Source organism: Sphingobium sp. WTD-1 (assembly GCF_030128825.1).
In the GTDB taxonomy this organism is placed as follows: Bacteria; Pseudomonadota; Alphaproteobacteria; order Sphingomonadales; family Sphingomonadaceae; genus Sphingobium.
This window is the reverse complement of sequence record NZ_CP119127.1, coordinates 3,255,955-3,275,973: the sequence shown is the minus strand read 5'-3', so window position 1 is coordinate 3,275,973 and position 20,019 is coordinate 3,255,955. Positions and strand designations below refer to the sequence as shown.

The 20,019-nt window shown below is 65.5% G+C and carries 18 protein-coding genes; 9 read left to right on the top strand and 9 right to left on the bottom strand.

What is annotated here, in order from left to right; genetic code table 11:
• Positions 1–9: 9 nt before the first annotated feature.
• The 3 genes from N6H05_RS16290 to murI all read right to left on the bottom strand — a co-directional run bounded on the left by N6H05_RS16290 (position 10) and on the right by murI (position 3,419).
• Positions 10–1,071 carry a class I SAM-dependent methyltransferase gene (locus tag N6H05_RS16290; protein WP_284110570.1) on the bottom strand — a complete coding sequence of 354 codons (1,062 nt, stop codon included), beginning with the start codon at positions 1,069–1,071 and terminating at the stop codon, positions 10–12.
• Between the two features lie 135 nt (positions 1,072–1,206).
• On the bottom strand, positions 1,207–2,433 hold the full coding sequence (gene hemA, locus N6H05_RS16285; RefSeq protein ID WP_284110569.1) for a 5-aminolevulinate synthase: 1,227 nt from the start codon (positions 2,431–2,433) through the stop codon (positions 1,207–1,209).
• 182 nt (positions 2,434–2,615) lie between these two features.
• Entirely contained in the window at positions 2,616–3,419 is an 804-nt protein-coding gene (gene murI, locus N6H05_RS16280) for a glutamate racemase (protein ID WP_284114250.1), read from the bottom strand.
• Positions 3,420–3,518: 99 nt separating this feature from the next.
• Here murI and N6H05_RS16275 point away from each other — a divergent pair, with 99 nt between their 5' ends.
• The 6 genes from N6H05_RS16275 (at position 3,519) to N6H05_RS16250 (ending at position 9,922) form a co-directional block, all read left to right on the top strand.
• A complete protein-coding gene (locus tag N6H05_RS16275; RefSeq protein WP_284110568.1) occupies positions 3,519–4,061 on the top strand; it encodes a sugar O-acetyltransferase in 543 nt (180 codons plus the stop codon).
• 167 nt (positions 4,062–4,228) lie between these two features.
• A complete protein-coding gene (gene plsY, locus N6H05_RS16270; protein WP_284110567.1) occupies positions 4,229–4,843 on the top strand; it encodes a glycerol-3-phosphate 1-O-acyltransferase PlsY in 615 nt (204 codons plus the stop codon).
• The gene (dprA, locus tag N6H05_RS16265) at positions 4,840–5,922 is read left to right on the top strand and encodes a DNA-processing protein DprA (RefSeq protein ID WP_284110566.1); all 1,083 of its coding nucleotides are present in this window, start codon (positions 4,840–4,842) and stop codon (positions 5,920–5,922) included. Before plsY ends, dprA begins: the two co-directional genes overlap by 4 nt.
• A 16-nt stretch (positions 5,923–5,938) precedes the next feature.
• Positions 5,939–6,583: a YoaK family protein gene (locus tag N6H05_RS16260; RefSeq protein WP_284110564.1), complete on the top strand. Its 645-nt coding sequence runs from the start codon at positions 5,939–5,941 to the stop codon at positions 6,581–6,583.
• A gap of 64 nt (positions 6,584–6,647) precedes the next feature.
• A complete protein-coding gene (gene topA, locus N6H05_RS16255; RefSeq protein ID WP_284110563.1) occupies positions 6,648–9,236 on the top strand; it encodes a type I DNA topoisomerase in 2,589 nt (862 codons plus the stop codon).
• Positions 9,233–9,922, top strand: a complete 690-nt coding sequence (locus tag N6H05_RS16250; RefSeq protein WP_284110562.1) for a hypothetical protein — start codon at positions 9,233–9,235, stop codon at positions 9,920–9,922. Before topA ends, N6H05_RS16250 begins: the two co-directional genes overlap by 4 nt.
• 57 nt (positions 9,923–9,979) lie before the next feature.
• On the opposite strand, the gene N6H05_RS16245 is transcribed toward N6H05_RS16250, so the two are convergent.
• The 4 genes from N6H05_RS16245 to lepB all read right to left on the bottom strand — a co-directional run bounded on the left by N6H05_RS16245 (position 9,980) and on the right by lepB (position 14,019).
• On the bottom strand, positions 9,980–11,479 hold the full coding sequence (locus tag N6H05_RS16245; protein WP_284110561.1) for an ABC1 kinase family protein: 1,500 nt from the start codon (positions 11,477–11,479) through the stop codon (positions 9,980–9,982).
• A 53-nt stretch (positions 11,480–11,532) separates the two neighbouring features.
• The gene (gene era, locus N6H05_RS16240) at positions 11,533–12,441 is read right to left on the bottom strand and encodes a GTPase Era (protein ID WP_284110559.1); all 909 of its coding nucleotides are present in this window, start codon (positions 12,439–12,441) and stop codon (positions 11,533–11,535) included.
• Positions 12,442–12,514: 73 nt separating this feature from the next.
• Positions 12,515–13,195: a ribonuclease III gene (gene rnc / locus N6H05_RS16235; RefSeq protein WP_284110558.1), complete on the bottom strand. Its 681-nt coding sequence runs from the start codon at positions 13,193–13,195 to the stop codon at positions 12,515–12,517.
• Positions 13,195–14,019: a signal peptidase I gene (gene lepB, locus N6H05_RS16230; protein WP_284110557.1), complete on the bottom strand. Its 825-nt coding sequence runs from the start codon at positions 14,017–14,019 to the stop codon at positions 13,195–13,197. The genes rnc and lepB overlap by 1 nt, the downstream gene beginning before the upstream one ends.
• Before the next feature lie 189 nt (positions 14,020–14,208).
• Here lepB and pgi point away from each other — a divergent pair, with 189 nt between their 5' ends.
• The gene (pgi, locus tag N6H05_RS16225) at positions 14,209–15,708 is read left to right on the top strand and encodes a glucose-6-phosphate isomerase (protein WP_037519667.1); all 1,500 of its coding nucleotides are present in this window, start codon (positions 14,209–14,211) and stop codon (positions 15,706–15,708) included.
• A 198-nt stretch (positions 15,709–15,906) separates the two neighbouring features.
• Positions 15,907–17,253: a glutathione-disulfide reductase gene (gor, locus tag N6H05_RS16220; protein WP_284110556.1), complete on the top strand. Its 1,347-nt coding sequence runs from the start codon at positions 15,907–15,909 to the stop codon at positions 17,251–17,253.
• A 98-nt stretch (positions 17,254–17,351) separates the two neighbouring features.
• Here gor and N6H05_RS16215 read toward each other — a convergent pair whose 3' ends face one another.
• Positions 17,352–18,065: a 2OG-Fe dioxygenase family protein gene (locus N6H05_RS16215; protein ID WP_284110555.1), complete on the bottom strand. Its 714-nt coding sequence runs from the start codon at positions 18,063–18,065 to the stop codon at positions 17,352–17,354.
• Between the two features lie 152 nt (positions 18,066–18,217).
• Positions 18,218–19,003, bottom strand: coding sequence for an SDR family NAD(P)-dependent oxidoreductase (locus N6H05_RS16210; protein WP_284110554.1), 786 nt, complete (start codon positions 19,001–19,003; stop codon positions 18,218–18,220).
• A gap of 102 nt (positions 19,004–19,105) precedes the next feature.
• Here N6H05_RS16210 and N6H05_RS16205 point away from each other — a divergent pair, with 102 nt between their 5' ends.
• Complete coding sequence (locus tag N6H05_RS16205) at positions 19,106–20,002, top strand: LysR substrate-binding domain-containing protein (protein WP_284110553.1); 897 nt, start codon at positions 19,106–19,108, stop codon at positions 20,000–20,002.
• Positions 20,003–20,019 lie beyond the last annotated feature (17 nt).

The following is a 20,019-nucleotide window of genomic DNA, read 5'->3' as shown; positions in this document are numbered from 1 at the left end:
GTGAGCGGGCTACCAAGCTTCCAGCACCATATTGAATGGCCCATCGGCAGCGCGACGCACATTTGCAAACCCGCCGCTGCGGATAACCTCCGTCAGTCGGGCTTCGCCTGCCTGGGCGCCCAGGCCCTCGCCGACCTCCTGATCCAGCGAGGTCGGGACGCAGATCATGGTGGAGGCATTGTAATAGAGCCGGCCGACCGGATTGAAATTGTCCTGCGGGCGATTGCCGGCCGCTGGCTCCACGATCATCCAGCTGCCACCGGCGGCCAATATCCGCCGCATATGGCTCGCGCAGCCGCGCGGATCGCCCATGTCATGCAGGCAATCATACATGGTCACCAGATCGAAGTCGCTGTCAGGCACGTCCTTTGCCGTGGCAACCTCGAACTGAACACTGTCCGCCAGCCCATGGGCTGCGGCATGGCGCCGCGCTTCCTCGATCGATGGCGCATGGAAATCATAGCCGATGAAACGACTCTCCGGATAGGCCTGCGCCATCAGCAGGGTCGAAAAGCCCACGCCACATCCGACATCGGCCACCTTGGCACCCACGCGCAATTTCGCTTCCACGCCTTGCAGGGCGGGGATCCAATATTGGACGATATTATTGACATAGCCGGGGCGGAAGAAGGCACCAGTCGCGCAGAAGAGGGAGCCGGCATGATCACCCCAGCGCACGCCGCTACCGTTTCGGAAACATTCTTCCACCTTGGATTCCGCCTCGATCATCGCGGCTACCATCTCGAAAGCCGCGACCAGATAGACCGGGCTGTCGACATAGTGGAAGACCATCGCCTGTTCGGGCGACATGCTGAATTGCTGCGTCGCCGGGTCGAAATCGACATAGCCATTTGCTGCCTGGGCATAGGCCCATTCGCGGATGTAGCGCTCGTGCAGATTGCCGGCGCGCGCCGCCAGTTCGGCCGCGGATGCTGGCCCGTTCGCCAATATATCGAAAAGGCCGAGCCTTACCCCGATACGCACGGTCGGCACGCTCATCGCGCCGCCAAGATCCCCGAGCATTTTGCTCGTGAAAGCGTGCAATTTGGCTTCGTCGATCGGTGCGGACATGGTGCGCTCCTCTCGCAGGACGCGCGACTCCGGCGCGTTCGCGCCGCCGCTATAACATATTCGCGCCCGAAAGGCCCAGGCAGACACGCTGTCCTGCCCTGGGCCTTTGAAGAGGTAAGTGGCCTGTCGGGACCGTCAGGCCGCCTGGCGCTCGAGCAGTTCCAGTTCCAGCCGATCCCAGATCTCGACCAGCGCCGACACCAGGTCGCGCATCATCTCTTCATTATGGGCCGGGCCGGGGGTGAAGCGCAGCCGTTCGGTGCCGCGCGGCACGGTAGGATAGTTGATCGGCTGCACATAGGCGCCATATTCGGCGAGCAGGATATCGCTGATCCGCTTGGCCTTGACCGGATCGCCCACCATCAGCGGCACGATATGGGTGACCGAGTTCATCACCGGCAGGCCTGCGTCGCGCATCAGTTGCTTGAGCTTGGCGGCGGAGGCCTGCTGGCCTTCGCGCTCGGCGCTGGAGCCCTTCAGGTGCCGCACGCTCGCCAGCACGCCGGCGACCAGCACGGGCGAGAGCGAGGTGGTGAAGATGAAGCCGGGCGCATAGCTGCGGATCACGTCGACGATCATCTGGTCGGCGGCGATATAGCCGCCCATGACGCCGAACGCCTTGCCCAGCGTGCCTTCGATGATGGTCAGGCGATCGGCGACATCATCGCGCTCCGAAATGCCACCGCCGCGTGCGCCATACATGCCCACGGCATGGACTTCGTCGAGATAGGTGAGCGCGTTGAACTCGTCGGCCAGGTCGCAGATTTCCGCGATCGGCGCGACGTCGCCGTCCATCGAATAGACGCTTTCGAAGGCGATCAGCTTGGGCGCCTCGGGATCTTCGGCGGCGAGAAGTTCGCGCAGATGATCGAGATCATTGTGACGGAAGACGCGCTTTTCGCAGCCCGAATTGCGGATGCCCGCGATCATCGAGGCATGGTTCAGCTCGTCCGAAAAGATGATGCAGCCCGGCAGGATCTTGGCGAGGGTCGAAAGCGTCGCTTCGTTCGAGACATAGCCCGAGGTGAAGAGCAGGGCTGATTCCTTGCCATGCAGGTCGGCGAGTTCCGCCTCCAGATCAACATGATAATGGGTGTTACCGCCGATATTGCGGGTGCCGCCCGATCCGGCGCCGACATCATGGAGCGCTTCCTCCATGGCGGCGACAACCTTGGGATGTTGGCCCATGGCGAGATAATCGTTCGAGCACCAGACGGTGATCGGCTTCGGGCCGTTATGGCCGTGGAAGCAGCGGGCGTTGGGGAAGGCGCCCTTGTTGCGCAGGATGTCGATGAACACGCGGTAGCGGCCCTCGCTGTGGAGCCGGTCGATCGCCTGCGAAAAGATATGCTTGTAATTCACTACGCCGTTCTTCCCGTTGCTCGCGCGCCGGTTCTTCTATGGTCGCGCCATCCTCTGCCTGAGGAGTGCATTTACCTGCGCGCGTCTGCCATTGCCAGCGATAACCGCTCGCAACGATACGCAGATTCCCTATCAGTGTGATCGAAACGCTTTGCCATTGGACAAATGGCCTACCCCTGGGGTCAGAGCGCGTCGATGCGATCGAGGCCATAGCCGGCCAGCGCATCGCGCAGCGCTTCGACCCTGTCATCGACGCGGGTGAAGACGGCGATGCCGGGCGAGGGCGCGTCCGGCCAGGGCTGGCCATCGGTCAGGAAGGCGATGCGCCGGGCGATCCCTTCGCCGCCATGGACGAAGCCCATAGGATGCGGCGCGGTGGCAGCAAGTTCCTGTTCTACCAGCGGGAAATGGGTGCAGGCGAGGACGACCATGTCCATCCGGTCGCCGCCAGGCTGGTCGAGGAGGCCCGCCAGCGCATCGCGGGCGATAGTGGGATCGAGCGTTTCGCCGCGCAGCTTCGCCTCGGCCAGTTGCACCAGCGCGGCGCTGCCATGGCGCAGCACCGTGCAGTCGGCGCCATGTTCAGCGGCAAGCCGGTCGACATAGGGCTGGCGCACGGTGGCATTGGTGCCCAGCACGCCGAACACCCGGCTTTTGGACAATAGCGCCGCCGGTTTGATCGCCGGGACGGTGCCGACCACCGGAATGTCGAGCGCGGCGCGAACATGCGGAAGGGCGATGGTCGAGGCGGTGTTGCAAGCGATGACGGCGAGGCGCGGGCGATAGCGCTCCACCAGCCGACCGAGCAGGGCAGGCACGCGCGCGGCAATCTCCGCCTCGCTCTTGGTGCCATAGGGGAAGCCGGCGCTGTCCGCGGCATAGACCACAGGGGCGTTTGGCAAGGCGGCGCGGGCCGGGGCGAGGATGGACAGGCCCCCCACGCCGGAATCGAAGAAAAGGATGGGAGCGTCTGGTGCGACCGTCATGCGCGCCTGTGTCGCGGCATGGGGCGGGAGTGTCAACGCCTGGTGCTTGCAAATCGGGCCGGTCGCTGCCACCTCGCGGGCCGATCAAAGGAGAACAGGATGACGCAGCCCAGCATGAAGCAGAAGATGATCGCGGGTGAGCCCTATCATGCGAGCGACCCGGAAATCATCGCGGATCAGTTGGCGGCGGCGGCATGGATGCAGCGTTTCAACGCGACCCTGCCGCCTGAGCGCGAGGAACTGCTGCGCGAGCGGCTGGGCGCGCTGGGAGCTGGATCGACGATCCGGCCGCCCTTCCACTGCGACTATGGCTTCAACATCTTCCTGGGCGCGGGCGTGTTCCTGAACTTCAACTGCGTGATCCTGGACGTCGTGCCGGTGACGATCGGCGATGGCACGCAGATCGGCACCGGGGTGCAGATATTGACCGCCGACCATCCGCGCGATCCGGCCGAGCGCGCGACCGGCATCGAATGGGGCGTGCCGATCACTATCGGCCGCAATGTGTGGATCGGTGGCGGCGCGATCATCCTGCCCGGTGTGACGATCGGCGATGATGCGCTGATCGGTGCGGGCAGCGTGGTAACGCGCGATGTGCCGGCCGGCGCAACCGTGGTCGGCAATCCCGCGCGGGTGCGGTAAACCGATACTGCCCATTGCTCCCCGCGCCTGTCTCGCTATGGTCGCGCGCAACAATCAGAACAGGCCCGCCGATTGCATCGGCAGTTCTGTTCTGATCTTTTGATTTTCGCGTTTTCCGAGTCAGCTGCTGTTCCAGCTGCTTCGAAAACGCTTTATCGGCGAATTTCATGACACCTCCCTGGCTGCTTCCCGCTTTTGTCCTGGTGCTGGGCTATCTGCTCGGTTCGATCCCCTTTGGCCTGCTGCTGACGCGCTTTACCGGCGCGGGCGACCTGCGCCAGATCGGGTCGGGCAATATCGGCGCGACCAATGTGCTGCGCACGGGCCGCAAGGGGCTGGCGGCGGCGACCCTGCTGCTCGACCTGCTCAAGGGGGCGGCGGCGGTGCTGATCGGCGCGGCGCTGGTGGATGGTGGCGGGCCGATGGCGGGCGCCATGGCGTTCATCGGCCATTGCTACCCCGTCTGGCTGCGCTTTGCCGGCGGCAAGGGCGTGGCGACGATGATGGGCGTGGTGACGGCCATGTACTGGCCGGCCGGCATCGTCTTTGCGGTCGTGTGGCTGGGCGCGCTGTTCGGCACCAAATGGTCGTCGGTCGGCGGCATGGCAGCCGCGGTCAGCGCGCCGATCGCCATGTTTGCCTTTGGCCGGATCGATCTGGTGCCGGTCAGCCTGGCGCTCGCGTTGATCGTGCTGTGGCGGCACCGCGCCAATATCGCCCGGCTGATGAAGGGTGAGGAACCCAAGGTCGGCAGCTCCAAGCAGAAAGCCGCCACCGAGTGACCGGGCAGGAGCGGTTCGACCGTCTCCGCCTGATCCGATCCCCGCGGATCGGCCCCGTCAGCTACCGCCAGTTGCTCGCGCGCTTCGGCAGCGCGGCCGAGGCGCTGCGCGCCATTCCCGTGCTTGCCGCGCGCGGCGGGGGCGAGGCGCGGGTGGCCGATGCTGCCGCGATCGAGCGGGAGATTGCCGCCACCCGCGCGATCGGTGTCCGCTATCTGCTGATGGGCGATCCCGACTATCCGGCCTTGCTGGCAGAGATGGAGGGCGCGCCGCCGGCGTTGATCGTGCGTGGCGATACCGCAATCGCGGCGCAGCCCTGCATCGCCATGGTCGGCGCGCGCAACGCCTCGGCCGCCGCCTGCCGCTTCGCCCGGATATTGGCGCAGCAACTGGGTGATCGCGGCGCGGTGGTCGTGTCCGGTCTGGCCCGCGGCATCGATACCGAAGCGCATCGCGGGTCGATCGACAGCGGCACGATCGGCGTGATCGCCAGCGGCATCGACATCGGCTTCCCGCCCGAAAATGCAGCCTTGCAGGAAGATGTGGCACAACGTGGCCTGCTGGTGACCGAGCATCCGCCCGGCACCCAGCCGCTCGCCCGGCATTTCCCGGCACGCAACCGGATCATCGCCGGCCTCGCGCTGGGCACGGTTGTGGTGGAGGCGGCGCCCAAGTCCGGGTCGCTGATCACCGCAAGGCTGGCGACCGAGGCGGGGCGCGAGGTGATGGCGGTGCCGGGATCGCCGCTCGATCCGCGTGCGCAAGGCTGCAACCTGCTGATCCGCGAAGGCGCGACATTGGTGCAGAATGCCGACGACATTTTGGAGGCGGTCGGCGGGCTTGATCCCCGCATGGTGCGGCAGGGCAGTTTCGATTTCATCGGCCAGCCGGTGTCGGGCGATGTCGCCGATACCGATCGCGCGGCGGTGATCGCGCTGCTGGGGCCGGTTGCGGTGGCGGCGGACGAGATCATCCGCCTGTCCGGCCTGTCGCCCGCCATCGTGCAGACGGTGCTGCTGGAACTGGAACTGGCGGGCGGGCTGGAGCGACAGGCGGGCGGACGGGTCAGCCTGATATGAGGCGGCGGCGCGCGCGATGATCCGGTTCGATCGGCCGATGCAGGGCTTCGCCATCGCCCTGGCGTTTCTGGCGGGTTATGTCGATGCGCTTGGTTTCCTGATGACATCGGGCTTCTTCGTGTCGTTCATGAGCGGCAATTCGACCCGGCTGGCCGTCGGCATTGCGAGCGACAGGAGTGATGCGACGGCGGCGGCCATCCTGATCCTGTGCTTTGTCGCGGGTGTTGCCGGTGGCGCGATCGTCGGTGCGGTTGCCGGGCGGCGGCAGAGCAGCGCCATATTGATCCTCGTCGCGATACTGCTGGCTGCTGCGGCGCTGATGGTCGGTCATTCGGCATTTTGCGCTGCGGGGGTGCTGGCGCTGGCGATGGGCGCCGAAAACACCGTGTTCGAACGCGAAGGCGAAGCGCCGCTGGGGCTGACCTATATGACCGGCAGTCTGGTGCGTATCGGCTTTGGGCTTGCCGGAATGGTTACCGGTCGGCGCTATCCAGGCTGGGGCAGCTATGCGCTGCTCTGGCTGGGGCTCGTCTTGGGCGCGGTGACCGGCGCATGGCTGTTTCCGATCCTGCAACGGGATGCGATATGGCTGGGGAGCGGGGCGGCGCTGGTCATGGCCTTGCTGATTGCGGTCATGAGACGAGATGCGCAGGGCGCTTGACGCCCTCCACCACTACCCTACAGACTCGCGCGTATACGTGAGAGACTTCCAAACCGGGGCCTGAATGCAACTTGTCATTGTCGAATCGCCGGCCAAGGCGAAGACCATCGAGAAATATCTGGGCGGGGATTTCCATGTCCTGGCCAGCTACGGCCATATCCGCGACCTGCCGCCCAAGGACGGGTCGGTCGATCCCGACAACGGCTTTGCCATGTCGTGGGAAAATTATGGCGACAAGGGCAAGCAGCTCAAGGCCATCGCCGACGAGGCGAAGAAGGCCACGCGATTGATCCTGGCGACTGACCCTGATCGCGAAGGGGAAGCGATCAGCTGGCATGTGCAGGAAGTGTTGCGCGCCAAGAAGGCGCTGCCGCAGACGGTCGACCGGGTGACGTTCAACGCCATCACCAAGGCGGCGGTGCTGGACGCGATGGCGAAGCCGCGCGCGCTGGACGAGGATCTGATCGACGCCTATCGCGCGCGCCGGGCGCTCGACTATCTGGTGGGCTTCACCCTGTCGCCGGTGCTGTGGCGCAAGCTGCCCGGCGCCAAGTCGGCGGGGCGCGTCCAGTCGGTCGCGCTGCGCCTGGTAGTGGAGCGCGAGCGCGAGATCGAAAGCTTCGTGCCGCAGGAATATTGGTCGATCGCGGCCGAGATGGAGCAGGGCGGGCAGGGCTTCACCGCGCGCCTGGTCCGCTGGAAAGGCGAGAAGATCGATCGCCTGACCATCGGCAAGGAAGGCGACGCCATGGCCGCCAAGGCCGACGTGGAGGCCGGGCGCTTCACCGTCGACAAGGTCGAGACCAAGCCGCTCACCCGCAATCCCCCGCCGCCCTTCACCACCTCGACCCTGCAGCAGGAAGCCGCGCGCAAGCTGGGCTTTTCGGCCAGCCACACGATGCGGATCGCGCAGCAGCTCTACGAGGACGGCGCGATCACCTATATGCGTACCGACGGCGTGCAGATGGATAGCAGCGCCATTTCCGCAGCGCGCAAGGCGATCGCGGAGCGCTATGACGGCGGCTATCTTCCAGAAAAGCCGCGCCAATATCAGACCAAGGCCAAGAATGCGCAGGAAGCGCATGAAGCCATTCGTCCGACCGAATTCCATCGCGACAAGGTGGGCGGTGGCGATCATGCGCGCCTCTACGACCTGATCTTCAAGCGTGCGCTGGCGAGCCAGATGGCCTCGGCCCGGCTGGAACGCACCACCATCGACATGGTCGACGGCAGCGGCAGCCACACGCTGCGCGCCACTGGCCAGGTGGTGATCTTCCCCGGCTTCCTGGCCCTCTATGAGGAAGGTCGCGACGACGCCGAGGATGATGACAGCAAGCTGCTGCCGCGCCTGAACGAAGGCGACGCGCCAGCCAAGAGGAAGGTGAGCGCCGAGCAGCATTTCACCCAGCCGCCGCCGCGCTATTCCGAAGCTTCGCTGGTGAAGAAGCTGGAAGAACTGGGCATCGGTCGCCCGTCGACCTATGCCTCGACGCTGCAGGTGCTGAAGGACCGCGACTATGTCCGCGTCGAGAAGAACCGCTTCTTCGCCGAGGAGAGCGGGCGACTGGTGACGGCCTTCCTGGAGCGCTTCTTCGAACGCTATGTCTCCTATGATTTCACCGCGGGTCTTGAGGATGAACTGGACGAGATTTCCGGCGGCCGTGCCCAGTGGCAGGAAGTGCTCGAAGCCTTCTGGAAGGACTTCAAGCCCAAGACCGCCGAGATCATGGAGCAGAAGCCGTCGGACATCACGGCCGAGCTGGACAAGTTTCTGGAGCCGATGCTGTTCCCGCCCAAGGCGGATGGCAGCAACCCGCGCGCCTGCCCGCTCTGCGCTGATGGCCAATTGTCGCTGCGCGGCGGCCGCTTTGGTGCGTTCATCGCCTGCTCCAACTATCCCGAGTGCAAATATACCCGCAAGTTCGGTCAGCCGGGCGGCAGTGAGGGCGCGGATACCGGCCCCGAAATTCTGGGCCAGCATCCCGAAACCGGGCAGGACATCGTCAAGAAGTCCGGCCGTTTCGGTCCCTATATCGAGATGGGCGAGGGCAAGGAGGCCAAGCGCGGGTCGATCCCCAAGGATCTGCCCGATGGCGAGATGACGCTCGACTGGGCGATCAAGCTGCTGAGCCTGCCGCGCGAGGTCGGCCTGCACCCGGAAACCGGTCTGCCGATCGTCGCCAATATCGGCCGCTTCGGTCCCTATCTGCTGCATGACGGCAAATATGGCCGCCTGTCCTCGACCGCCGAGATTTTCGAGGTGGGCATGAACATGGCTGTCGCCAAGCTCGCCGATGCGGCGAACAAGGGCGGTCGTGGCGGTTCGTCGCGCGAGCCCTTGAAGGTGCTGGGCAAGCATCCGCGTACCGAGGCGGAGATCAAGCTGATGGCGGGCCGCTATGGCCCCTATGTCACCGACGGCACGACCAACGCGACCCTGCCCAAGACGATCGAGCAGGACGCGCTGACGCTGGAGGAAGCGGCCCAGCTGATCGACGCGCGCGCAGCGGCGGCCCCGGCCAAGAAGGGCAAGAAGGCGCCGGCGAAGAAGGCCGCTGCCAAGAAGCCGGCGGCGAAGAAGGAAGCCGGCGAAAAGAAGCCCGCCGCCAAGAAGGCCCCGGCCAAGAAGAAGGCGGAGACTGCCAAGGCATGATCGGCGCCATGGCGGCGCGCGCCTGCGCCATCGCCGCCCTGTTGCTGTCGGCGGCCAGCCCCGCGCTGGCCGCCGAACCGGAGGTCGTGCGCTTCCAGGTCGGCGACAAGGAACTGCACTGGACCGTGCCGGAGGGCTATTGTCCGCCCAAGGGGCAGATGGCGTCGCTGGCGCAGATGATGGCGACCATGGATACGCAGAATGTCACGGTCCTGACCCTTTATGCCTGCGACGCGACGCTGACGAAGCTGGATCGCTATATCCTTGTCAAGGCGCCGGTCGCGGCGCTGATGGCGACGCTGGAGCGGGACCAGTTCCTGAAGCTCATGGAAGCGGAGTTCGATACGCCGGCGTTCAAGGCGTTCCTGGACAAGGGCGATGTGAACGGGACCATCGACAAGGGGATGGAGACGCTGTTCGGCGCCAAGACCCAGACCAGCGGCAAGGTGGTGCCGATGGGGATGGATGATAGCTGCGCGATCATCGGCGGATCGATGACGATGCAGACCCAGCAGGCGCAGGTGGCGATCGGCGTCGGCGGCTGCCTGACGGCAGCAGCGGGCAAGGCGATCCTGGTCGCGGCCTATGAGGGCTATGACGGGCCGGACACGGTCCGCACGCTGGTGCAACGGTCGCGGGACTTTGCCCTGTCGATCATCGCCGAGAATGAAGCCCCGACGAACTGAGTGGCTGACCAGTTTCTCGCTTGCTTTGTTGTGGCGCGGAGCCGAACCGACGCCCCTCTAGCCGAAATAGTGCGCGGCGGCGATCAGGGCGCCGGCAGCCAGGACGGCGGCGGCGATCCATTTCGCGCCATTGTCGGGCGGTGATGGCGTGGCGGGTGTTGCATCTGCCTCCAGCCGGCGGGTCAGCGCGCGCAGCAGGCGCGGGGCGTCGTCGGCGATGCGCGAGAGTTCGAGCAGCAGGGCGACGGTCTTTTCCGGGGCATGGGCCGCCGCAACCTGGTTCATCACCAGCCGGCCGCGCGCCTTCTGCAGGGCCTGCGACAGGTCGAAGCCGGGCTGGATCGCGCCCAGCACCCCGTCCATCGTGATCAGCGCCTTGAAGATGAGGGCGAGGTCGGGCGGTAGCACCAGCCCCTCCTTGCGCAGCAGCGGGAAGAAGTCGGCAACCATGCGGGTGAGGACCAGCGGGCCGCTGCCATGGCGCGCGACCAGTTGCTCGGCCGCGTCCAACACCCGGCCGGGATCGGGCGCGCTGGCCTTTGACCAGACCAGCAGCGTGTCGGCCAGGGTGCGCGCGTCGCCGGAGCGAAGCGAGAGGATGAAGGACAGGAATTCCTGCCGCCGTCGCGCGCTGACATGGCCGATCAGGCCCATGTCGAGCAAGGCGAGTCGGTCGCCGGGCAGGCAGAGAAGATTGCCGGGATGCGGATCGCCATGGAAGCGGCCATGGACCAGCACCATGTCGAGCACCAGCGCTGCGCCTAGGTCGGCGATCGCGGCCGGATCGATGCCTGCGGCGCGCAAGGTGTCGCCGTCGCGCGGCGGTACGCCGTCGATATAGTCCATCACCAGCACGGTTTCCGCGCAATAGGTCCAGTGGATCGCCGGGATGACCACGGCCGGGTTGTCGGCCAGGTCTTCGCGCAGCCGGTCGGCATTGCGGCCTTCCTGCGTGAAATCCAGTTCCTCCAGCACGGTGTCGAGCAATTGCTGCACCAGCGCCTGCGGCTGGAAACGGCGCGCCTCGCGGCTGCTCGCTTCGACGATGCCGGCGAGGTGGGTGATGAGGCGCAGGTCCGCCTCCATCGCCTGGCGGATGCCGGGCCGGCGGATCTTGACCACCACCTCCTGCCCGTCGGTCAGGGTCGCGCGATGGACTTGCGCCATGGAGGCGGCGGCGAGCGGGGCCATGTCAAAGCGGGCGAAGGCGGTCTCGACCGGTTCGCCAAGCACCGCTTCGAGGCGCGGGCGGAGTTGCTCGAAGGGCAGGGTCGGCGCGTCGCTGTGCAGCTTGCCAAATTCGGCGATCCACGCTTCGGGCAGCAGATCCTGCCGGGTGGCGAGGATCTGGCCCAGCTTCACATAGGTCGGGCCGAGCGCTTCCATCGCCTGCCGGGTGCGGCGGGGCAGGTCGGGCGGATCGGCGGCAGCGCCGTCGCCGCCCTTGGCCAGTCCCAGGCGGGCGAGCAGCATGTCGAGGCCGAAGCGGGTCGCGACGCTGGTAATCTCGGCCAGTCGTGCGCGATCCCGCGTGGCCACCATGATGGTCTTGAGCATGACGGCTCAACGACCGGGGTAGCGATTATGTTTCGCTTGTGCAGCGAAGTGGATCAGTCGACCCAGTCGAGGCCGATGTCGCGATAGATGAAGCGGTCTTCTTCCCAGTCTTCCTTCACCTTGACGTGAAGGTAGAGATGGACCTTGACGCCCAGGAGGTTGGCCAGTTCGGCGCGCGCCTTGGACCCGATTTCCTTGAGGCGCTGGCCACCCTTGCCGAGCACGATCGCGCGCTGGCTGGAGCGGCCGACCAGGATCTGCTGGTGGATTTCGACCGAACCGTCGTCGCGCTCCTTATACTGCTCGGTATCGACCGCAGCGGCATAGGGCAGTTCGGCGTGGAGCTGGTGATAAAGCTGTTCGCGGGTGATTTCGGCCGCCAGCATACGGTCGGTCGCGTCCGACACCTGATCCTCGGGGAAATGCCAGGGGCCTTCGGGCATGGCGTTCGCAAAGGCGGTCTTGAGTTCGGCCAGGCCATCGCCGGTCGCGGCGGAGACGAAGAAGGTCTCCTCGATGTCCAACTGCTCATAGAGGCGCTGGGTATGGACCAGCAGCTTTTCCTTGATCGCGATGTCGACCTTGTTGAGGATCAGCCACTTCTTTTCCGGCCGGGCGGCCAGCGCTGCGATGATCGGTTCCATCTTGGCGCCAAGACCAGCCTTGCCGTCGACCACCAGCACGATCAGGTCCGCGCCCTGCGCGCCGCCCCAGGCGGCCTGCACCATCGCGCGGTCGAGCCGGCGCTTGGGCGCGAAGATGCCGGGCGTGTCGACCAGCACCATCTGCGCGTCGCCCTCGATCGCGACGCCCATGACCCGGGTGCGCGTGGTCTGCGCCTTGGGACTGGTGATCGCCACCTTCTGCCCGACAAGCGCATTCACCAGCGTCGACTTGCCGGCATTAGGGGCGCCGACGATGGCGATGACGCCACAGCGCTGATTTTCAAACTCGATGGTCAATCACATGCTCCGTTCGCTCCACGCCAATGCGCGGAGACGTCTTCCTAAACCAAAATGAATGTTGGGGACAGGCTTAGCCCGCCAATTGCTCCAGCAGGGCTTTCGCTGCCGCCGTCTCGGCTTCCTGCTTAGAGCCTCCGGTGGCGCTCGCTTCGCCTGCGCCCTTGATCGAGACGGTGACGGTGAAGCGCAGCGCATGATGCGGCCCCGACCGGTCCGTCATCACATATTCGGGCGGCTTGCGCTTGTTCGACGCGGCCCATTCCTGCAGCGCCGACTTGGGGTGGCGCGGCGCGGCGGTCTGGGTATCGACCCGATCGCCCCACAGGCGACGGACCAACGTGCGCGCCTCGTCCAGTCCGGCCTCCAGATAGAGAGCGCCGATCAGTGCTTCCATCACGTCGCCGAGCACATTGTCGCTGTCGGCGGCGCCATCGTCGCGGGCCTGCTTGCCCAACACCAGATGGGTGGGCACGCCAGCGGCGCGGGCCACCTGCGCGCAGGTCTCGCCCGAGACCAGCGCGTTGAAACGACGCGACAGCTTGCCTTCCGGTTCAGCCGGAAAGCGGGCATAGAGCCATTCGGCGATCAGCAGCCCCAGGATGCGGTCGCCCAGAAATTCCAGCCGCTCGTAATTTTCCGCCTTGGCGCTGCCATGGGTTAGCGCCTGTTCGAACGCGGCGGGGTTGATCGGCGCGCGGCCGATCAGCGCGATCAGCCAGGCTGCGCTATCAGGCCTGTGCGAAGCCACCATCAAAAGCCTTCCCCGATCCGGCTCCAGCGCGCGGCGGTGAACCAAGTCCAGGGCAGCAGCCAGTTGGCGCTGCCATCGGTCGAGAAGACGGAGACGAGCGCCTTGCCGACCAGATTTTCCTCGGGGACGAGGCCGATGCCGCCGCCTTCGACCGCCGGGAAGCGGCTGTCGGCGCTGCGATCGCGATTGTCGCCCATCATGAACAGATGGCCTTGCGGCACCAGCACGGTGTCACGGTCGTCGGCAGCGCCATCGGGCACCAGGTCGAGGACGTTATAGCTCTTGCCGCCGGGCAGCGTCTCGCGGAACTGGGGATAGCGGCACTGCTTGCCGCCGCCCGGTGCCGCCTGCTCGAATTCGGGGCGATAGCAGGGGGAGGGGCTGCCTTCCTTCTGCGCGGCATCTTCCATGTTGGGCGTCACCGGAATGACGAGGTCGGCAACCTTCTGCTTCGGGATTGCCTGGCCATTCAGATAGACGGTGCCGCCGCGGACCGAGATCATGTCGCCCGGCAGGCCGATCACCCGCTTGATATAGTCGTTCTTCTGGCTCGGCGGCGCCTTGAACACGACCACGTCGCCGCGCTGCGGCGTCGAGGCGAAGATGCGGCCGGGGATCAGCGGCACCGAGAAGGGCAGGGAATAGCGCGAATAGCCATAGGGCCATTTGGCAACCAGCAGATAATCGCCGATCAGCAGCCGCGGCTGCATCGATTCCGAGGGGATGTTGAAGGGCGAGACGATGAAGCTGCGCAGGACGAAGACGAACACCGCCAGCTTGGCGAGGAACCAGATGAAGTCCCGCGTTTCCGATTTTGCGTTCATGTCTGTCTTATAGTCCTTCAAGATCGTGCCGCACGGCAGCGTGTGAGTGCGGCCTGTCGCGGCTTTTGCGGGGTCGCCCGCGCCGCGTCAAGCGCGTGGACGATGCAATGCGTGCCGCTTTTGGATAAGGAGAGGAAGAATCGACCGGTGCAGCGTCGATATCGACCAACGACCAAGAGGATCTCCCGCATGTCCAGTCCCGCACTGGCGGCCCTTGCCGCCCTGCCTCAAGCTGAACTCAAGACCATCTTCGAGAGTGATCCCGACCGCCTGTCCAAGCTGGTGCTGAGCCACGGGCCGCTGCGCTTCGACTGGTCCAAGACCCACCTGACCGACGATCTGGTCGACGGCTTCCTGAAGCTGGCGCAGGAACAGGATTTCACCGGCCGGCGCGAGGCGCTGTTTGCAGGCGAGGCGGTCAACAATACCGAAGGCCGCGCGGCAGAGCACACCGCGCAGCGTGGCGTCGGCAATGCCGACAGCGTGGCGCTGGCCAAGGCGCTGCACAATCGCACCCGCGCGCTGATCGACGCGATCGAGGCGGAAGCGCTCGGCCCGATCCGCCATATCCTGCATATCGGCATCGGCGGGTCGGCGCTCGGCCCGGACCTGATCGTCGATGCGCTGGGCGGCGACGGGATGCGCTATGACGTCGCGATCGTCTCGAATGTCGACGGCACGGCGCTTGAAAAGGCGATGGATGCGTTCGACCCCGACGCCACGCTGATCGCGATCGCATCGAAGACCTTCACCACCAGCGAAACCATGCTGAACGCGGCGAGCGCGATCAACTGGATGGTCGAGGCGGGTGTCGAAGACCCTTATGGCAAGATCATCGCGCTCACTGCCGCGCCGGAAAAGGCGATGGAATGGGGCGTCGACGAGACCCGCATCCTGCCCTTCCCCGAAAGCGTGGGCGGCCGCTATTCGCTCTGGTCGTCGATCGGCTTCCCGGCCGCGCTGGCGCTGGGCTGGGACGCGTTCGAAAGTCTGCTGGAGGGCGCGGCGGCGATGGACCGTCATTTCCAGCTTACCGATCCGCGCGAGAATATCCCGCTGATCGCCGCCTTCGTCGACCAATATTATGCCCGTGTGCTGGGCTGCGAGACCCGCGCTTTGTTCGCCTATGACGAGCGGCTGGCACTGCTGCCCTCCTATCTCCAACAGCTGGAGATGGAGAGCAACGGCAAGTCGGTGAAGCTGGACGGCTCGCCGGTGGATGGGCCGACCGCGCCGATCACCTGGGGCGGCGTCGGCACCGATGCGCAGCATGCGGTGTTCCAGTTGCTGCACCAGGGCACGATCCTGACCCCGGTCGAGTTCATTGCCTCGATCGAGCCGGGCAACGCGCTCGACCCGGCGCATCATCGCGCGTTGCTGGTCAACTGCTTCGCCCAGGGCGCGGCGCTGATGCGCGGCAAGGACAATGAAGATCCGGCCCGTGCTTATGCCGGCAACCGCCCGTCGACCACCATCCTGATGGATGATGTGAACCCGGAGGCGCTGGGCGCGCTGATCGCCTTCTACGAGCATCGGACCTTCGCCAATGCCGTGCTGATGGGGATCAACCCCTATGACCAGTTCGGCGTCGAGCTGGGCAAGGAGATCGCCAAGTCGATCGAGGCCAATGGCCCGACCGGCTTCGACCCCTCGACCATGGCGCTGATCGAGATCGCACTGGGCGAATAATCCTCTCCGGCACGGGGAGGGGGATCGGCCGCAGGCCGGTGGAGGGGGCTATCCTTCTTCGCCGGGCTGGCGGCGCCCCCCCTCCACCATGTTGCGCATGGTCCCCCTCCCCGCGGGCGGGGAGGAAATTCCCATTTGTAACTGCGCCGTCCAGCCGCCATATCCGCCGCCAAGAATGTGCGCCGAGCGGAGACTGGCATGAGCGATTATGATTTCGACCTTTTCGTCATCGGCGCAGGATCGGGCGGGGTGCGTGCGTCGCGCGTCGCCGCCGCGCATGGCGCCAAGGTCGCGGTGGCCGAGGAATTTCGTGTCGGTGGCACCTGCGTCATCCGCGGCTGCGTGCCCAAGAAGCTGCTTATCTATGGCGCGCATTTCGCCGAGGATCTGAAGGACGCCCGTCGTTTCGGCTGGAATGTGCCGGATTGCGGTTTTGAATGGGCGACGCTGCGCGACAATGTGCTGGCCGATGTCGACCGGCTTGAAGGGCTCTACACCAATACGCTGAACAGCCATAAGGTTGAGCTGATCGCCGAACGGGTAACGGTGACCGGGCCGCACAGCGTGAAGCTCGCCAGCGGGCGCGAGGTGACGGCCAAGGTCATCCTGGTCGCAACCGGCGCTTGGCCGCTGATCCCCGAAGTGGAGGGCGCCGAACATGGCATCACCTCCAACGAGGTTTTCCATCTGGACGAATGCCCCAAGCGCATCGTCATCGTCGGCGGCGGCTATATCGCCAATGAATTTGCCGGCATTTTCCACCAGTTCGGCAGCCATGTGACGATGGTCAACCGGGGCGGCACACTGCTTCGCGGCTATGACGAGCAGATACGCGACCGCCTGCTCCAGATTTCGACGATGAAGGGGATTAATTTCCGCTTCAATGCGCAGATGGAGAAGATCGAGAAGAAGGAGGACGGTACCTTGTGCGTCCACTTCAACAATGGTGATCCGGTCGCGGCCGACATCGTGCTGTTCGCCACCGGTCGCCGTCCGCACACCGACGGGCTGGGGCTGGAGAATGCCGGCGTCGAGATCGACGACAAGGGCGCGATCAAGGTCGACGAATATAGCCGCACCAGCTGCGAGAGCATCTATGCGGTGGGCGACGTCACCGACCGGCTGCAGCTGACCCCGGTGGCGATCCGCGAGGGCCATGCCTTTGCCGACACCGTGTTCGGCAACAATCCGCGCACCGTGGACTATAGCTGCGTGCCCTCGGCCGTGTTCAGCCATCCGCCGCTGGCCGGCGTCGGCCTGACCGAAGCGCAGGCGAAGAATAAATATGGCACGGTGAAGGTCTATACCTCCGACTTCCGGCCGATGAAGAATGTGCTGGCCGGGCGCGACGAGCGGGCGCTGTACAAGATGGTCGTGGACGCGACCACCAACAAGGTGGTTGGCCTGCACATGATCGGCCCGGACGCGCCGGAAATCCTGCAGGCAGCCGCCGTCGCGGTGAAGGCGGGCCTCACCAAGCAGGATTTCGACGATACCGTGGCGCTGCACCCCAGCATGGCCGAAGAACTGGTGCTGCTGAAATAAAGGCGGAGAATCAAAGAGCCGTTCGCTTCGAGCGTGTCGAGAAGCGCAGAGCGCGGCGTTCGCCCTTTCTTTCTCGACTTCGCTCGAAACGAACGCGCTTAGCTGTTGGCTACAAAGGTCATCACCAGCGCGTCGCGCCAGGCGGGCTGGGCTGGGTCGACGGCGTGGATTTCGGTCACGCCGTGGAAGATGCGGTGATCGTCGATCAGCATCGCGTCGCCCGGCTGGGCCAGGGTGAATTCCCCCATCGGCGTGCCGTCGGCACCGCCGATGCGGGTGACGCCCTCGCGCACGTTGCGGCGTTCGACCAGCATCACGAAGACCCGGTCGACCCCGTCGCGGTGCATGCCCTCGGGCGTGGGACGGCCAAGCTCGCCCGGCTTCGCCTCGATCCGGAACTGGTGCATCTCGACATGCCAGTCGCCTGATGACGCCGGATCGAAATGCCCGGCGCAGAAGGCCAGCAGCGCCTGCGTCACCGGCAGCGCGATCGTGGCATCCTCGACCGGATCGAACCAGCGCTGCACGTCGCCGTTCAGCGGATTGTAGTCGCGGCTCTGATAATGGGGCTGGTGCGGCTGGCGGCTGAACTGCCCGGCGGCGCAGCGAAAGGTGGCGTGGCGGCGACGGCGATAACGGCCGCCATCGGCCATGAAGAGATCGGGGCCAAGATCGTCCCAGCTGCGGGCAAAGGGCGCCCAGTCAGCCGCGCCGATATCCAGTTGGCGAAGCAGGTCGGCGCCGGCCAGGCGGGCATAGCCATCCTGTTCCAGCGCCTGGTCGATGGTGGGCAGGCAGTCCGTATCGCTCATTTCCATCCTCATAGGCAGAGGGGGAAACGAGCGACAGGGCCAGTTGCCACAAGCAGGATGCAAACTCCCGTTCGCTTCGAGCGAAGTCGAGAAGCGGCAAGCGCTTTGCTTCCGTTTCTCGACAAGTTCGAAACGAACGGAGGTGGAGTTTCTTAGTAGATCGTCGGCACCATGCCGCCTTCGACCTTGACCGCCGCGCCGTTGGTGGCGGCCGCCAGCGGGCTGGCGAGATAGGCGGTCATCGCGCCGACTTCGTCGGCCTCGATCAGCCGCTTGATCAGCGAGAGCGGGCGCAGCTTGGTGAAGAATTCGGCCTCGCGCTCGGCTTCTGACGCGTCCTTGTTGTCGACCACGGAGCGGATGAACTCGACAATGCCTTCCGACCGGGTCGGGCCGGGCAGCACCGAATTGACGGTGACGCCGGTGCCGCGCGTATGTTCGGCAAGGCCCCGCGAAATGGCGAGCTGGGCGGACTTGGTCATGCCATAATGGATCATCTCGGCCGGCGGCAGCAGGCCGCTTTCGCTGGCGATGAACAGGATGCGCCCCCAGTTCTTGGTCAGCATCTTCGGGAAATAATGGCGGGCAAGGCGGGCGCCGCTCACGACATTGACCTCGAACAGATGGTGCCAGTCCGCGTCCGTGATGTCGGTGAAGTCCTTGGCCTCGTAGATGCCGAGATTGTTGACGAGGATGTCGATGTCCGGGACGGCGGCGATCAGCGCGTCGGCGCCCGCAGCGGTGGCGGGGTCGGCCAGCACCGCGCGGATGGTGCCGGCCTGCGAAAGCTCGGCGGCAGCGGCATCCAGCTTGGCCTGGTTGCGACCGGTAATGATGACCTCGACCCCTTCCTCAGCCAGGCGCTTGGCGATGGCGAAGCCGATGCCGGCGGTCGATCCGGTAACGAGGGCGGTCTTGCCCGAAAGCTGAAGATCCATGGTGCATTCCTCTGAAAAGTGACAGCGAAGTTGACACCAAGATAGACTATTTATCATTGGTGATTAGATTGCACTTTTGCATTTTAGAAGTGATTTAAAATCATGGATAACCGGTTCGGTGATATCGAGACCTTCCTGATGGTGGCGGGCGAGGGCAGTCTGGCGGCGGCCGCCAAGGCGCTGCGTCTGACGCCATCGGCGGTCAGCCGGTCGATCGCGCGGCTGGAACAGCGGCTGGGCGTCACCCTGTTGCGGCGGACGACGCGGGCGCTGGCGCTCACGCCGGAAGGCGTCACCTATCGCGACCGGATGGCGGTGCTGCTGGGCGACATGATGGCGCTGGAGGCGGGGCTGGGCGAGGATCGCACCGCGCCGCGCGGGCTGTTGCGGATCAACGCTTCGCCCTCCTTCGGCATCGAATGTCTGATCCCGGTGCTGCCGGGCTTTCGGGCATTATATCCGGCGGTAACGGTGGACCTGACCCTGTCCGACACGATCGTCGATCTGGTCGAGGAGCGGGCCGATATCGCCATCCGCATCGGTCCGCTGCGCGACACCAGCCTGCGCGCGAAGAAGCTGGGCCATAGCGCGATGATGCTGGTGGCGAGCCCGGCCTATCTCGCCCGGCGCGGCACGCCGCTAACGCCGGACGATCTGGACGATCATGACTGCCTGCGCTTCAGCTTCCGCCGCTCGATCGACGGCTGGCCGTTCCGCATCGGCGGAAAGCTGGTGCAGCGGCCGGTGCAAGGCAGCTTCTACGGCAATTCAGGCGAAGTGGTGCGCCAGATGGCGGTCGCCGGCGGCGGCATCGCCCGGCACGGCCATTTCCATGTCGCCAGCGACATCAGGGCGGGGCGTCTGGTCGAAGTGCTGGCCGACTATAATCCCGGCGATGGCGAGGACATCCACGCGCTCTACGCGGCGGAAGACCGCACCGCTGCGCGGGTGCGCGCCTTTCTCGACTATCTGGACGGGGCGATGCCCGTGGTGGGGTGAAGGGGCGCCCGCCGGTG